The sequence below is a fragment of the Streptomyces sp. NPDC003393 genome (assembly GCF_053589015.1).
On the sequence record NZ_JBSFRB010000028.1, the window covers coordinates 48,631 to 63,859 of the forward strand.

At 73.9% G+C, this 15,229-nt stretch carries 12 protein-coding genes; 8 read left to right on the plus strand and 4 right to left on the minus strand.

The window, feature by feature from the left end; all coding sequences use genetic code 11:
* Position 1 precedes the first annotated feature (1 nt).
* The 8 genes from ACWDUZ_RS24860 to ACWDUZ_RS24895 all read left to right on the plus strand — a co-directional run bounded on the left by ACWDUZ_RS24860 (position 2) and on the right by ACWDUZ_RS24895 (position 7,350).
* Entirely contained in the window at positions 2-589 is a 588-nt protein-coding gene (locus tag ACWDUZ_RS24860; RefSeq protein WP_451634007.1) for a hypothetical protein, read from the plus strand.
* Positions 586-1,740 (plus strand): Gfo/Idh/MocA family protein, encoded by a 1,155-nt coding sequence (locus ACWDUZ_RS24865; RefSeq protein ID WP_451634008.1) that lies wholly within the window; start codon positions 586-588, stop codon positions 1,738-1,740. The genes ACWDUZ_RS24860 and ACWDUZ_RS24865 overlap by 4 nt, the downstream gene beginning before the upstream one ends.
* Positions 1,737-2,588, plus strand: coding sequence for a DUF6807 domain-containing protein (locus tag ACWDUZ_RS24870; protein ID WP_451634009.1), 852 nt, complete (start codon positions 1,737-1,739; stop codon positions 2,586-2,588). The genes ACWDUZ_RS24865 and ACWDUZ_RS24870 overlap by 4 nt, the downstream gene beginning before the upstream one ends.
* A gap of 144 nt (positions 2,589-2,732) precedes the next feature.
* Entirely contained in the window at positions 2,733-3,752 is a 1,020-nt protein-coding gene (locus ACWDUZ_RS24875; RefSeq protein ID WP_451634010.1) for a LacI family DNA-binding transcriptional regulator, read from the plus strand.
* Positions 3,753-4,222: 470 nt separating this feature from the next.
* Positions 4,223-5,665: a Gfo/Idh/MocA family protein gene (locus ACWDUZ_RS24880; RefSeq protein WP_451634011.1), complete on the plus strand. Its 1,443-nt coding sequence runs from the start codon at positions 4,223-4,225 to the stop codon at positions 5,663-5,665.
* 281 nt (positions 5,666-5,946) lie between these two features.
* Positions 5,947-6,399, plus strand: coding sequence for a DUF3995 domain-containing protein (locus ACWDUZ_RS24885; protein ID WP_451634012.1), 453 nt, complete (start codon positions 5,947-5,949; stop codon positions 6,397-6,399).
* Complete coding sequence (locus tag ACWDUZ_RS24890) at positions 6,380-6,901, plus strand: RNA polymerase sigma factor (protein ID WP_451634013.1); 522 nt, start codon at positions 6,380-6,382, stop codon at positions 6,899-6,901. Before ACWDUZ_RS24885 ends, ACWDUZ_RS24890 begins: the two co-directional genes overlap by 20 nt.
* On the plus strand, positions 6,898-7,350 hold the full coding sequence (locus tag ACWDUZ_RS24895) for a hypothetical protein (RefSeq protein WP_451634014.1): 453 nt from the start codon (positions 6,898-6,900) through the stop codon (positions 7,348-7,350). Before ACWDUZ_RS24890 ends, ACWDUZ_RS24895 begins: the two co-directional genes overlap by 4 nt.
* Positions 7,351-7,474: 124 nt before the next feature.
* Here the strand turns inward: ACWDUZ_RS24895 and ACWDUZ_RS24900 are convergent, their stop codons facing one another.
* From ACWDUZ_RS24900 to ACWDUZ_RS24915, 4 genes are all read right to left on the minus strand, one after another.
* Positions 7,475-10,480: a hypothetical protein gene (locus tag ACWDUZ_RS24900; protein ID WP_451634015.1), complete on the minus strand. Its 3,006-nt coding sequence runs from the start codon at positions 10,478-10,480 to the stop codon at positions 7,475-7,477.
* Positions 10,481-10,482: 2 nt separating this feature from the next.
* The gene (locus tag ACWDUZ_RS24905; RefSeq protein WP_451634016.1) at positions 10,483-12,351 is read right to left on the minus strand and encodes an HSP90 family protein; all 1,869 of its coding nucleotides are present in this window, start codon (positions 12,349-12,351) and stop codon (positions 10,483-10,485) included.
* Positions 12,352-12,419: 68 nt separating this feature from the next.
* A complete protein-coding gene (locus tag ACWDUZ_RS24910; protein ID WP_451634017.1) occupies positions 12,420-13,406 on the minus strand; it encodes a hypothetical protein in 987 nt (328 codons plus the stop codon).
* A gap of 218 nt (positions 13,407-13,624) precedes the next feature.
* Positions 13,625-15,166 carry an AMP-binding protein gene (locus ACWDUZ_RS24915; RefSeq protein ID WP_451634018.1) on the minus strand — a complete coding sequence of 514 codons (1,542 nt, stop codon included), beginning with the start codon at positions 15,164-15,166 and terminating at the stop codon, positions 13,625-13,627.
* Between the last annotated feature and the right edge of the window lie 63 nt (positions 15,167-15,229).

The window sequence follows — 15,229 nt, forward strand, 5'->3', positions numbered from 1 at the left end:
GGTGTCGAGCACGGGGAACGAACTCCCGGAGCCCCAGGCGGCCGTCAGGCACCTGACGCTGTGGGCGGAGGTCATGCTGATCGGCGTCCTCGTCTGCGCGGCCGCGCTCCCGGTGGTCACCGCGCTGGCGGCGGCCGGAGCCGGCTCGGTGCTGCTGCGCGAGCTCGTCGAGGACGAGCGGACGCCCACCGTGCGGCGCTTCCTCGCGCTGCTGGCCGCCTCGCTGCGGCAGCCGCTGGCGTCGCTGGCTCCGGTGGCGGCACTCGCCGTGGTGGGGCTGGACGTACTGGCGCTCTCCGCCGGCCTGCCGGGAGCCGGGGCGCTGGGTCCCGCGCTGCCCGTAACGCTGACGCTGGTGCTTCTGACCGCCGTTCGCGCCGCGGCCCGGTGGCGGCCGGGCCTGGCCTGGCGGTCCGCGCTGGGCGAGGCGGCCGCCGTGGTCGTGCGCGACTGGGCGGGCAGCCTGATGCTGACGGGCGCGCTGGTGGTGCTCGCCGTGGTGGCACTCCAGGTGCCGGGCTTCGTCGTCGTCCTGCCCGGCCTGTTGGTGATGGCGGCCGTGGCGGTGGAGCGGCGGGTGACCCGGTGATCCGTTCAGTGGTCCTGGCCGGGGCTTCCGGATACGGCCGCGGCTATCTGCGCCGGCTGGCCGAACTCGAGGCGACCGGGACCGTGCGGCTGGCCGGTGTGTGCGACGTCCACCCGCTCGACGGCGAGGGCCGCGAGCTGGTCGGCGACCGGCCGGTGGAGCCGGATCTGACGCGGCTGCTGACCCGGACGGGGGCGGACGTCGCCGTCGTCGCCACCCCCATCCACACCCATCTGCCGTTGGGACGGGAGGCGCTGACCGCCGGGGCGCACCTGCTTCTGGAGAAGCCTCCGGCCCCCACTTCAAAGGAGTGGCTCGCCCTGCGCGCCCTCGCCCGGACGTCCGGCCGGGCCTGCCAGATCGGTTTCCAGAGCCTCGGCTCGAAGGCGTTCGCCCGGCTGGCCCGCCTGATCGACGAGGGCCGTCTGGGCCGGCTGCGCGGTATCGGTGTGTACGGCGCCTGGTCGCGCCCCGACGGCTACTACCGGCGGGCCCGCTGGGCGGGCCGCCGGGAGCTGGACGGCGTCCCGGTGGTGGACGGCGCGCTGACGAACCCGTTCGCCCACGCGATCGCCACGGCGCTGGCCCTGGACGGGAGCACCGGCTGGGACGACGTCACCTCCGTGGAACTGGAACTTCTGCGCACCCGCGACATCCAGGCCGACGACACCTCCTGCATGCGGCTGCGCACCGCGCGCGGCACGGTGGTGACCGTCGCGGTGACCCTGTGCGCGGCCGTGACGTCGGAGCCGGTGCTCGTGGTGCACGGCGCCCGGGGCCGGGCCGAACTGCACTACACCGAGGACCTGCTGGTGCTCGACGGCGTCGCCGAGCGTCACGACCGCGTCCCGCCGCTGGACAACCTGCTGGCCCATCTGGACGATCCGCGGGTCCCCCTCCAGTCCGGCATCGACGACTGCGGCGGCTTCATGCACGTCCTGGAGGCCGTGCGCACGGCCCCCGACCCCACGCCCATCGACCCGCGGTGGCTGGACCGTCGGGGGGCGGGCGACGACGCCCGGGTGGCCGTCACCGGAGTCGAGGAGGCCGTGCGCGCCTCGGCCGACCGCCTGGCGACGTTCGCCGAACTCGGCGTGCCGTGGGCGGTGCGCACCGGGGGCCCGGTGGCATCCGTGGAGGGTGGCGAATGACCCGGCTGACCGTGGCGGGCGACGAGGTGGGCCGCTACCGCCTGGCCGACGGCGGAGTGCCGCGCACGGTGCCGCGATGGGCCCTGCATCCACTGCGCACGCTGTCCGGCACGACGGTCACCGGCGCACACCCGCAGGACCACCCTTGGCACTACGGCCTGGGGCTGGCGCTGCCGGACGTCGACGGCGTCAACCTCTGGGGCGGCCCGACGTACGTGCGGGACGCCGGCTACCGGGACGGCGAACTCGGCATGGTCCGTGAGCGCTCGGCCTCACGGACGGCCGCCGGGACCCTCACGCACGAGCTGGCCTGGTGCGATGCCGCGGGCCGTGAACTGCTGCACGAGGAGCGGCGCCTGCGCACCGGAGGCGGGTCAGGCGGACGCTGGTGGCTGGAGTCGTGCAGTGTGCTGTCCCCGGCCGGCGAGCGGCCCGTCACGCTCGGCAGTCCCGGCAGCAACGGCCGGACCGGTGCCGGGTACGGCGGGTTCTTCTGGCGGCTGCCCGACGTCGAGCCGGCACGGGTGAGGGTGTTCACCCCGGATGCCCAGGGAGAACGGGAGGTGAACGGCGCGCGGGCGGACTGGCTGGCGGTGACGGTGGACGACGGGGCCTCCTCCTGGACGGCAGTGCTCTCCGGCGCGGACGAGCGCACCGCCGCCGATCCATGGTTCGTGCGCACCGGCGAGTACGCCGGCATCGGCTCCGCTCTCGCCTGGGACCGTCCGATGCGGCTGCGGCCCGGAGAGCGGTGTCCCGTCACGATCCGGCTCGTGCTGGCCGACGGGTCGGCCAACCGGCGGGACGCGGCCCGACTCCGGGACGCGGCGTTCCGGGAGGAAGGGTGAGGTGGGCGTCGTCGAACAAGCCATGGGACGGCCGTGGTCCGGGGCCCGGCCCGGGACTCCCGGCCGCCTGGCATCAGGCTGGTCAGGAGCCGTGTCCGGGACGGCAGCGAGCGACGGGCCGGCGGACGACGGTCCGGCGCGGACATGACGGGTGCGGTGACCCTCCAGGACGTCGCCCGCACCGCGGGGGTGTCGCTCGCCACCGCCTCCCGGGTGCTCAACGGCAGCACCCGTTCGGTGGGCGAGCAGTTGCGGCAGCGTGTGCTCGCTGTCGCATCGGAGCTCAACTACACGCCCAACGCCCCCGCGCAGGCGATGGTGCGCGGCCACCTCGATGTCGTGGGCGTCATCGTGCACGACATCGACGACCCCTACTTCTCCGCCGTGGCGGCGGGCGTGATGCAGCGAGCCGAGCGGGCAGGCCTGCTCGTCGCGGTCTCCAGCACCCGCAACCGGGCCGAACACGACGCCGAGTACATCGCCGCGTTCCGGCGGCAGCGGGTCCGCGCCGTCATCCTGGTGGGCAGCCGGACCACCGACCGCGAACAACTGGCCCGGCTGCGCGCCGAGGTGGAGCGATTCCGGGCCACCGGGGCCCGGGTCGCCGCGGTCAGCCAGCGTCACCTGCCCGTGGACACCGTCGTGGTGGAGAACCGGGGCGGGGCGCAGGCACTGGCCGAGGAACTGGTGGTGCTGGGGTACCGCCGCTTCGCGGTGCTGGCGGGCCCGTCCACGCTGGTGACCGCCCGCGACCGGCTCGCGGGCTTCCGGGCCGGCCTGGCCCACCACGGCGTGAGCCTGTCCGCGCGGTGTGTCGTCCCGTGCGTCTTCAGCCGCGACGGCGCCTACGCGGCGATGCGCCAGGCGCTGGCCCGCGGCCTGGAGGCGGAGTGCGTCTTCGCGGTCAGCGATGTCATGGCGGTGGGCGCGATGGCCGCGCTGCGCGACCACGGCGTACGTCTGCCCACCGACATGGCGGTGGCCGGATTCGACGACATCGCCACACTGCGGGACGTCACCCCGCGGCTGACGACCGTTCACGTGGACCTCGAGCGGCTCGGCGAGACGGCGCTGGAACTCGTGCTCGGGGAGACCGCCCCCGCGCCACGGGTGCGCCGGGGGCGCGGCCGGGTGGTCCTCCGGGAGAGCACGCCGCCACGTTGACACCCCCTAGGCCCATCGTCCGAGACCACCGCGGCCCTTCCCCGCTCCTGTCCTCACTCGTGCACCCCTGAAAGGAGAGCCGACTCCGTGAGCGAGCAGGCGACGTGATCCGACTTGATGCGGGGCGTTCCCGGAACGGATCCGGGTGCGTTCCCGTATCCGGTCCGAGGGCGTTCCCGGAACCGATCCGGGGCGTTCGCGGACGTCCGTCGCCGCCCGGTCCGCTCCGCCGGCCCCGTCACCGTCCCCCGACCGGTTCGCCGGCGAGAGTCCGCACATCGGACCCGCCGGGCCGCTCCACGACAACGGGGAGCCTGGCGAGCCGCACCGGCCCACCCCCGGCCGGCGGCGTGCTGCCTCCGGGAGCCGAAGGAGCGGCTCGCTCCGGCGCCGGTCCGGGCCGGTCCACCCACTCACCACGGAGGCCGACCCGGTGCGGTCGGCCCGCCCTCACCACCATGGAGACAGACATGCCCGTCGGTCCCGCCCCGTCCGCGCACTCCTCCCGCCGGCCGACCGCCGGCCGGGGTGTGCGCCGGTACGCGCTCCACGGCACCGGACACCGTGCCTCGATGTACGTCGACGCCATGCTCGACAGCTTCTCCGACCTGGCGGCACCCGTCGCCTGGTGCGATCCCAACGAGACACGGATGCGGCACTACAGCACCCGCGTCCGTGCGGCCGGCCACCCCTCCCCCGCCCACTACCACCCCGACCGACTGAAGGACATGCTCGAGCGGGAGCGGATCGACGTGCTCATCGTCTGCTCCTCCGACCACACCCATGCCCGGGCCGTCTGCACCGCGCTGCGCGCCGGCGTGGACGTTGTATGCGAGAAACCCCTGACCACCGACGCCGAGGGACTGCGGGCCATCGACGAGGCGGTCGCCGCCTCCGACGCCCGGCTCACCGTCACCTTCAACTACCGCTACTCACCGCGCAACACGGCCCTGAAGCGCGTCATCGCCGACGGCGCCGTGGGCCGGGTGCTGTCCGTGCACTTCGAGTGGCTCCTCGACACCGTCCACGGGTCCGACTACTTCCGCCGCTGGCACCGGGAGAAGTCGTCCTCCGGCGGTCTCGCCGTCCACAAGTCGACCCACCACTTCGACCTGGTCAACTGGTGGCTCGACGACGTGCCCGAGGTCGTGCACGCCCTGGGCGGGCTGCGGTTCTACGGTGACCACGGCGCGGGCCGCCCCGAGGGTCCGCGTCCCCGGCTGGGCCGGGACGCCGCCGCCGACGACCCCTTCGGCTTCGACATGTCCGCCGACGACCACCTGCGCGGCCTGTACCTCGACGCGGAGGCGGAGGACGGCTACCTGCGGGACCGGGACGTCTTCGACCAGGGCATCGACATCGAGGACACCCTCAGTGTCCTGGTCGGCTACCGCAGCGGTGCCTCCATGACGTACTCCCTGACCGCGCACAGCCCGTGGGAGGGATACCGCGTCAGCGTCAACGGCACCCGGGGGCGGGCCGAGCTGGAGGTCGTGGAGCGCGCGCACGTGGCCTCGGGCGCCGCCTCCGACATGCTGGCGTGGAGTGACCGCGACACACACGCCCCCGGACATCGGGAGCAGCCGGGCGTGCGCCCCGCCGTCGACCCGAGCATCGCCCGGGGCAGCGGCGGAGCCGGTACGGGCGCCCGCAGCGACGGCAGCCGGCTGGTCGTTCAGCAGCACTGGGACGTCGCCCGCGAGGTCCCCGTCGAGGAAGGCTCCGGCGGACACGGTGGTGGCGACGGTCTGCTGCTCTCGGACCTCTTCCGCGGTCCGGGCGAGGACCCGTTGCGCCGACGGGCCGGCCACCGCGACGGGCTGCGCAGCGTGGCCGTGGGCGTCGCGGTGAACAGGAGCCTGGCCACCGGCCGCCCGGTGCGCACCGCGGACCTGGGACCGCGCTGGGACTGAAGGACCGGCCGTGCGGTGCCTGCCGAGGCCGGGGCGGCGCCGGGCGCCTTGCCGCGGCACTGCCGGAGCAGGCCGCGGACCGCGATGCGCTGTCGGGGCGCGTTCCTCGTCGCACCACTCGGCCGGCACCGGAGCGCCCGCGGCACCCCGACCGGGGAAGGTCGTCAGGACGGAGCAGCCCCAGCGCGGTTCCCGAGAAATCCTGTACACCGGCGGAACGTTTCGCGCGAACGGCTCCTCTGGAGGGTGACGGATCGCCGAAGTCCCGCAGGAGGATTCCCGTGCCGTACCGGCCCGACGCACCCGCCCCCACCCGCGCCGCCGCGCTCGTCGCCTCGGTGCTGACCGCGGACGCCCTGCTTCACCTGTACTGGATGACGGGCGCCACCTGGCCGGCGGCCGACGCCAGGAACCTGTCCGAAGCCGTTCTCGGTGCGGACGTGCCCTTCACACCGCCGATCCTGCTGCCTCTCGTCGTCCTCCTGCTCAGCGCCGCCACCCTCGTCGTCGCCCACTCCCGCCGGCCCGGGCCGTTGGTCCTCCGCCTCGGCGCCCTGGCCGTGTCCGCGGGCCTCTCGCTGCGCGCCCTCGCGGGAATCTACTGGCTGTTCGCCACGGAGGGCGGCACCGCCTTCTACTGGCTCAACCTCGCGCTCTACACCCCGCTGTGCGCCGTCCTGGCGATCGCCGCCCTGCGTGTGGCGCGGTGGAAGGATGAGGCACGTGCCCGATGAGCGATCCGATGACCGGACGGTCCGGCTGGTGCGCGCCGCGCAGCGCGGCGACACGCTGGCCATGGCCGACCTGATGGACCTGCTCGTCCCGTACGTGGGCCGCGTCTGTACGGCCATCGCCCTGGAGCAGGGGGCGGACGCGGCGCAGGAGGCCCTGGTGGCGGTCTTCCGATCGCTGCGGACCCTGAAGGACCCGGCCGCCCTGCGCGGTTGGGTCCGTGCCATCGCGGTGCGCGAGGCGGTCCGCGTCGCGCACCGCGCCGCCCGCACGGTACCGGCCGACCTCAGCACGCTCCCCTCGCGGGGCGAGCCTCAACTGGCCGCCGACATCAGGGACGTGCTGGACCGGCTCTCGCCCGAACACCGGGCGGTGCTGATGCTGCGTGACGTGGAGGGCCTGGACGAGCGCACCGCCGCGGCACTGCTCGGTGTGCGCACGGGCACCGTCAAGTCGCGGCTGCACCGGGCCCGCGACACCTTCCGGAAGGCGTGGACGTCATGAACGAGTTCTGGCCCACCACCGACCTCGACCCGGTACGTCGCCTGCACGCCCTGGCCGCCGGGATTCACGGAGCCCATGTCACCGAGGCGTACCTCGACGCACCCTTCGAGCGGGTCTGGTCACTGCTGGGTGACCTGGAGGGCGGGTTCGGGCAGGTCGTGCCCGACATGCGGCGGCTGCGGGTCCTGCGCCGGCAGGGCGAGCGCGTCGAGGCCCTCGCGCGCAGCGCCTACGGCATGCGCGCCCGGCTGCGCGGGGTGCAGCGGCCGGGCTGGTGCTGGCTGCAGAGCCGGTTCCTGCTGATCGGCATGGCGGCGGCACCCGACGGCCCGGGCACCCGAGTGGCGTTCACCGGAGGCGTCCGGCTGCCGTCCCGTGCCGCGCTGATCCCCCTGGGCGTGCGGCGTGAGGGAGCCCGCAGCGTGGAGAAGCTGACCGCCCTGCTGTGAGCCGGCACGGCGAGGCCCCGCACAGAGCGCGTGGCGGATCAGGGGGTGGGACCCTCGCGGATCCGCCGGAGCCGTCCCGGGCCGTCCGTGTGTCGTCTCCTCGCGGCGGTCGAAGCGCACCTCCTCACGCGGCGCCGGCGCTCCGGTGCCCGGGCGGGCGGCCCGCCCCGGCACCGGACGCACCGCGTCGCTCCTCGTCGCGCAGCCGGGCCGCCAGGGAGGCGAGGGCTTCGGTCTCATCGGTGTGGCCCACAGCGGTCAGACGGGAGACCGCGGCGTCGAGGCGGGTGAGGGCGGGGGCGGGACGTTCCAGGTAGATGCCCTCCACGGCACCCGCGAGGCGGACGCACTCGGCCCACTCGCCGGCTCGATCGTCCTCCGGCCCCGGCTCGCCGAGCAGGGCGAGGGCCTTCTCCAGGGCGGCCAGGGCGTCCTCGTACTCGCCGGCGTAGGCGTTGACCCGCCCGTGCTCGTAGGCGAGGGCCGTGTCCAGGGAGCGCCCGTGGGCCGTGAACCCGGCGGCGCGGGCCTCGTCGGCGACCCGGCCGGCGTCGGTGAGGAAGGCGCGGGCGTCGGCCAGGCCTTCGGGGCCCTGCTGCTGGGCCTGGAGGCGGGCCAGTTCGCGCAGGCAGTTGCTGAGCTGCTCGAAGCGCGGTTCGCGTGCGTGGGCGGCGAGTGCCTGGTCCGCGGCTTCCCGGGCCCGGCCGAACTCGCCGGACTCGCCTAGGAGTACGGCCGTCTCCGCGGCGATCATGGCGTGGCTGCCCGGGTCGTCGTCCCAGCCCGCCGATTCGGCCGCGAGGGCGACGAACTCCGCCGTGGCGGCCTTGAGGTCCTCCCCCGTGTGCAGCGCGCGGGCGCGGGTCAGGCGCAGTTGGGCGACGAGCCGGTCGTCCAGTTCCCCGGCCGCGACGTCCGGTTCGGCCAGCACGGAGTCGAGCAGGGCGATGCAGTCCTCCACGCGGCCCAGGTCGAGGCTGAGCTGGGCGGCGTTGCCGTAGGCGCAGAAGGCGTCCGTCCGGCTGCCGTGGCGCAGGCCGAGCTCCGCCGAGCGCGTCAGGTGCCGCAATGCCTCCTCGGGCCGCCCCAGGTGCATGGAGGCCTCGGCCAGGTCGCCGTGGAGGCGACTGGTGTCGACCGTGTCGGCGGGCCAGTCGGCGGCCAGTCGCAGGGCCTCGGTCAGGTCGGAGTACGCGGTCTGCGCGTCCCGCGAGACGAGTTGGAGCCGGCCGCGCAGTCCGAGGGTGCGGGGCAGGTGCCAGGCGGGGCCGTGCGCCTTCAGCCGGTCGAGGAGGGCGTCGATCTCGGTGACCGCGGCGGGCAGGTCCCCCGAGATGGCGTACGTGCTGGCGCGCAGCAGCAGGGCGCCGGAGATCTGCCCGACGACCTCGTGCCGGGTGGCGAACGCGAGCAGCAGGTCCACCTCGGCGAGGACCGGTGCGACGTGCTCGTCGCTCCCCGACGCCTGCAGGCGCAGGCCGAGCGCGGTCGCCCGGAGCCGCAGCAGCCGGGCCTCCTGGTACGGTGCGAGGCCGGACGTCTCCGCGTGCAGACGGACCATGGCCGCGTGGGCCGCGGTCAGCGCGGCGGCCTTCGCCTCGGCTCGGTCAGCGCCCTCGGGAGGGATCTCGGCGGTGGCCAGCAGGGCGCAGGCGCGGGCGAGCGCCGCGTGGCCCGGCAGACCGGCGGTGTCGTACAGCGCGGCGGCCTCCTCGTGGAGGGCGGCGGAGTCGGTGAACTCGTCCTTCTCGCCCGCCCGGTTCGCCTCCTCGGCCAGCAGGTCCGCGCGCAGCCGGACGAGCGGGCCCACGGCCGGGTCGTCCGGATGGGTGTAGTCGGGGGCTGCGACGAGGGTGCGCAGCCGCGCCCAGCAGGCGCGGGCGTCCGGGTGGCCCTCCTCGTCCGCCGTCCGGGCCCGGAGGATGAGTTCGGGCAGCGACTCGGGGAGGTCGGCGGCCGGGCGGGCGGCGGGTGCGCCGGGCTGGGAGGGCTGAGAGGCCTGGGCCACGTCGTCGAGGCCGCGGGTGCGCAGGGTCAGTTCCAGCGCGTCCAGGAGCGGGGCGCGGTCGAGGCGGACCGTGCGGCGGTCGCTGTGGGCCGTGGTTCCGTTGCGGGCGTCGAAGCGGGCGGCCAGGTCGTCGGCACGGCCGCGCACCTCGGCGCGCAGACCCGCCACCGTCCAGGTCCGGCCCGCGGGCCCGGCGGCGGGCAGTTCGCCGTGGCCGAGGTGCTCGACGCGCTGCAGGAGGACTTCGACGCCGGTGAGGAAGCCGAGCTGGTCCAGCGGTGAGTCGACCTCGTCGAACAGCATCCGGTTCTCGGCGAGCAGTTCCAGGCCGCGTGCCTCGTTGCCGGTCAGCGCACAGAACTCCAGGTGCCGGCCGACCTCTGCGGACATGGACGGGTTGCGGCGGGCGAGACGGTATCCGGCGAGGTGCAGTTCGCGGGCGCGGTCGGTGCGGCCGGTGCGCAGCAGGGGCAGCAGCGCGTACGAGACGGAACGGGCCGGCTCCTCCTGGCAGGACTCCTTGCCGGCGAGGACCGGCTCCCAGACGCTCAGCGCGCGTTCGTCGTCGCCCGCGGCGAGGTGGTACCGGGCACGTTGGCAGATCTCGCACGCCTCGCAGTCGCTGAGCCGGGTGCGGGTGCGGCCCGCCCACAGCTCGTAGGCGAGGTCGGTGTCCTCACCGACGTGGGCTGCGAGCTGATAGGCCTGTCCGTAGTAGGGCTGGAGGCCGAAGCCGGCCTTCTCGTACCGGTCGCGCATCTCCGTCAGCCACTGGCGCAGGCTGGCCAGCGGTATCTCGGGCAGCTGGCGCAGGGCGCTCGCCACCCACTTGAACCGCCAGAACAGCACGTGGCGCAGGCGCTCGTCGAAGGCGTCGGGCTGCTCGTCGAACAGGGTGAGCAGGCGGGCGAAGACGACAGGCGACTTCCGGGGTTCGGAGCCGTAGGTGTACGCCTCCTGGAGTTCGAGGAGGGTGCGGATGAGCGGGAGGGGCTCCTCGAACTGCTCGGCGGCGTCGACGAGTTCCTCGGCGGTGACGGTGCGGGTGCGGCCGTAGGGGCGCTGCTGGTTCTCCTGGAGCGCCTGGTACAGCTCGTCGGTGGTCTGGGGTGCGGTCGTCATCGTCAGCTGTCCTTGCGGAGGGCGTGGGCGAGGAGGTCGAGGAAGGAGCGGTTGATCAGGCTCGACTCGGCGGGCCTGAGCGGGCGCCGGGACAGCATCGCGGCCTGCCCGTAGAGGGCTTCGGCGCTGGTGCGGGCCAGTTCGGGCTCGTCGATGGTGACGGCGGTGCGGACCAGCGGGTTGAGCTGGTTGAGGATCAGCTGGGCCCGCGGGACCTCCTGGCGCAGCGCGCCGAGGATGTCGCCCCAGACGCCGCCCTCCTGCTCGCGGGCGAGCTGGGAGCGGGTGCGCTCGTGCCGGGCCTCGCGGCTGTCGACGAGGAGGGCGGGGGCGGAGGCGGGCTGGAAGGTGCGCAGCGCGACGTCGCAGTCGAAGACGGCGAGGGCGTCCCGGGCCTGGGCGAGGTAGGCCGCGGCGGCCAGTTCCGTCTCCCGGTCGACGGGGTCGAGGTGGGCGGTGAGGGTGGCCGGGTCGAGGTCGGCGACGGTGGCCTCGGGTCTGATCTCGGGCAGCCGGTGGACCAGCTCACGGTCGTAGGTGTAGCCGCCGTTGACGACGCCGAGGCCGGCGGCCGAGGCGATCGCGGCGACCTGCCGGAACTCCTCCACGCTGGACGTCACGAGCACGGTGCGGTGGGTGCGCGCGAACTCGTCGAGGGTGCAGTGCCCGTCGGTGGTCTCGAACGGCAGCCAGGGCAGCAGCATCCGCATGATCTCGTCGTCGTGCACCGCGAGCGACTTCACGGCCAGGTGGTGGGCCTGGAGGAAGCGGCCCAGCAGGTCCGGGTCGCTGGCCGCGGCCCGGGCGATCCAGGCGCGCAGCCGCTCGGCGAGGGCGTCGCGGACGGCGGCGAGGGTGTCGTCCTCGTACAGGGACTCGCGGGACGCGGTCGGGCGCAGGCTCTCGGCGTCGACGACGCAGCGGACGAAGAAGGCCCAGTCGGGCAGGATCTCCTCGGCCTGCTCGGACAGCAGCATGCCCTTGACGTGCACGCGGTGCCCGTGGCGGCGCCCGGCGGGCACCGACTCGGGCAGCACGCACGCGATGCCCTTCAGGCCCACGGCCGGCAGGTCCAGTTCGATGGTGTCCAGCGGCGTGAAGCCGAAGACCTCCTCGCCGTAGGCGGCCAGCTCGCGGGACCGCGCCCCGGGGGTGGGGTACGTGCGCGCCCAGGGCGCGGGCTCGGGATTGACGGACGCGCCAGGGCCACCGGGAGCGCCGGCACCGGCCGTGCCGTCGTCGAAGGTCACCGGGTGGCGCAGCAGGGAGCCGAAGTGGCGGGCCAGCGCGTGCACCCGCGCCGGCCGGGTCCACTCCCCCGCGTCGGCGCGCGGCGTCAGGGTGACGGTGGTGCCGGGCCGGGGCCGTGCGGAGGCGGGCAGCGTACGGACGGTGTAGCTGCCGTCGCCGCGTCCCCGCCATTCCACGGCGGGTGCGTCGGGGGTGCGGGCGGTGCGGCTGAGGACGTGGATCTCGTCCGCGACCAGGAAGCAGGAGAGCAGGCCGATGCCGAACTGGCCGATGAAGTCGCCGCGTTGCTCGGCGATCTTCTCGGCGCGCTTGCTGCTCCGGCCGATCGTGGCGAGGAAGCTGTGCACGTCGGCCTCGGTGAGTCCGATGCCGTCGTCCTCGACGCGTACGACCGAGCCGTCCGCGTACAGGCGGACGCCGAAGGAGCCGGCGGGCGCGGCCGGTTCGAGGCGCTGCCGGGCGGTGAGGGCGTCCACCGCGTTCTGCATCAGTTCGCGCAGGTAGACGCGGGGGCTGGAATAGAGGTGGTGGGAGAGGAGGTCGACGAGGCCGCGCAGGTCCACCTGGAAGTTCCGGTCGGCGTCGCCGGGGTGGTTCGCGGGGGTGTCGGGCAGAGTCATCGGGCAGTCCGGAGTGGGGTGACGGGAAGGGGACGGGCGAGTGCTGTCGCAGCACTGAGGTGACGGGCTCAGGCGCGACGCCGGAAGCGGGCGTACATCCGCTCCGGTCGTGCCATGTACTTCCAGGGCCATGAGGTGTAAGCGCCGTCGAGTTCGTGGAAGACGCGCGGGCACACGATGCTCTCGGCGGCCAGCGACAGGGCCATGGCGAAGATGTTGAAGTCCTCCTGCCAGCCCGGGCGGCGTTGGTAGCCGGCGTGCAGGATGCTGCGTTTGGCGGCGTCCCTCAACTCGGCCTGGATCTGGGGGGTGTCGAGGCAGTCCATGCTGTCCGACTCCACCCACTCCTCGATATGGGCCATGGCGATCACACAGCCGAGCCGATGGCCCTCGGGCGCGCCCGCGAACGCCTCACGGGCGAACGCCAGTGCCTGGCCCGGCTCGCCACCCCAGCGGGGCTGAAGCTGGGACACCCACTCGGTGTGAGTCTCCAGGTCCAGTGGGTCGCGGCGCAGGGCGGCGTCGCGCCGGGTCTCGTTGACGGCGGAGCCCAGCGACATGCCACGGCCGGAGGTGAGGAGGCGACGCCACGGAGTGACCCATTCCGGCCGCAACTCGGCGGCCTCCAGGAGCTGCTCCTCGGCGATGCGCAGCCGCTCGTGGAAGATGCGCCACTGCTCCGGCGTGACGTCCACGGCACGCGCGGAGGTGCGTGCCTCCCAGCCCCATGCGATGTGCCGCGCGCCGGATATCAGCAGGGCCGCCGCCCGGTGCTCCTTGTCCTCCTCGACGGCCCGGCCGATCCAGTCCTGCACACCGTCCAGGTCGGCGAGCTCACCCAGGACCTGGTGGTCGCGGCCGAGATCGAAGGGCGCCAGCGCCGCCTTCACCGCCTCCCAGTCACCCGCGCCTGCCGCTTCCACCAAGGCCAGCACCCGCGCGTCCCCGAGTGCGTGCAGCGTGTACATGCCGTTCTTCCGTGTGCGCGGGGCGGGAAGGGCGTGCGGATCCGCCGGTCTTCCCCCACCGCCCTTGCCGAACAGCCTGCCGAACATGCCGCGCCCTCCCCAGGTCCGCTGTGATCTTGCGGTGCAGCATAAGCCGCCCCACCGACAGCGCCACCACAGGGTTTTCACGTCCGCGGCAGGGCCCCTCCCCGGTCTGTCCGCGTTTCTCCGTCTCATCACGGGCCGGTGTCCGGCTCACCGCGCAGGACACCCGTCGGGATCCGCACGCGGCACCGGAGAGCCGTGCCGGATCCCGGCCCGAGTCGTCAGTTCACCTTCCGGTCCCGCCCGGACCAGTACGGTCGGCGCAGCTTGAACTTCTGGACCTTGCCGGTGGCGGTGCGCGGGATGGCGTCGCGGAACTCGACACTCGTCGGCGCCTTGTAGCCGGCCAGGCGCCGCTTGCAGTGGGCGATGATGTCGGCCTCGGTCGCCGTGGCCCCTGCGGCGAGCACCACCAGGGCCTTGATCGTCTCGCCCCACTTCTCGTCCGGCACGCCGATGACGGCGACCTCGGCGACCGCCGGGTGGCTGAAGATGACGTCCTCCACCTCGATCGACGACACGTTCTCGCCGCCGGTGATGATCACGTCCTTCTTCCGGTCGGAGATCGTCAGATGACCGTCGCAGGCGTCGATGCTGCCGCCGTCGCCGGTGTGGAACCACCCGCCCTCGAGGGCCGCCGCGGTCTCCTCCGGCTTGTCCCAGTACCCGTCCAGCACGACGTTCGACCGGGCGAGGACCTCACCCGTCTCGGAGACCCTCAGCCTGACTCCCAGGGCGGGCAGTCCGGCACGCGACAGCTTGCGCGCCCGCTCGTCAGCGGGAAGCGACGCGTCGGCAGGCCTGGTCCGGTTGAACGTGAGCAGCGGGGACGTCTCGGTCAGGCCGTAGATCTGCGTGAACTCCCAGCCGAGTTCCTCCCCGACCCGCTGGATGAGCGTGCTCGGCGGCGGAGCTCCCGCGCACACGATCCGCACCCGGTCACGGCCGGGGATCTCGCCCTCCCAGGACGCCGCCGCGTCCAGCACCGCCTTCCACACCGCCGGTGCGCCGCACATGAGCGTCACTCCGTGCCGGTCGACCCGGCGCAGGATCTCGGCGCCGTCGACCTTGCGCAGCACCACCTGCTTCACGCCGAGGCCGGCCATCACGTACGGCATGCCCCAGCCGTTGCAGTGGAACATCGGCAGGGTGTGCAGGTAGACGTCACGCTCCCAGGCCCGGGTGTGCAGCCCGAAGGTCATTCCGTTCACCCAGATGTTGCGGTGGGTCAGCTGCACCCCCTTGGGACGTGCGGTGGTTCCCGACGTGTAGTTGATCGTCGCGGTGGCGTCCTCGTCCGGGTGGGACCACGGACGGGGAGCGACGCCGAACCGCATCAGCTCGGACTCGGTCTGCTCGCCGAGCACGAACCGGTGACGGGACTTGACCGCGGACAGCGCCTCGTCCAGTTCGGGGTCGACGAGCAGCACCGACGCGCCACTCTGCCGTACCACGTAGTCGACCTCGTCGGGCCCCAGGCGGAAGTTGACCGGTACGCAGATCCGCCCGCTCATCGGTACGGCGAACAGCAACTCCAGCAGCCGTGCGGAGTTGTGGCCCACCACCGCGACCCGCTCGCCCTCACCGACGCCCAGCGCGTCGAGCCCCGCCTGCCAGGCGCGGACCCGCTCGCCCAGCCGTCCGTACGTCGAGTCCGGCACCGGCACGCCGGGCTGATCCGGCTCGTCCACCACACCGGTGTCGGCGGCGAAGCCCAGCTCGGCCCGCTCCAGGAAGTCCGCGACCGTCATCGGAACATGCATGGTTCACTCCCCTGCTTCCGGATTCGACTGCTCCCCGCGGAAGGCCCGCGTACTGGCCAAGGT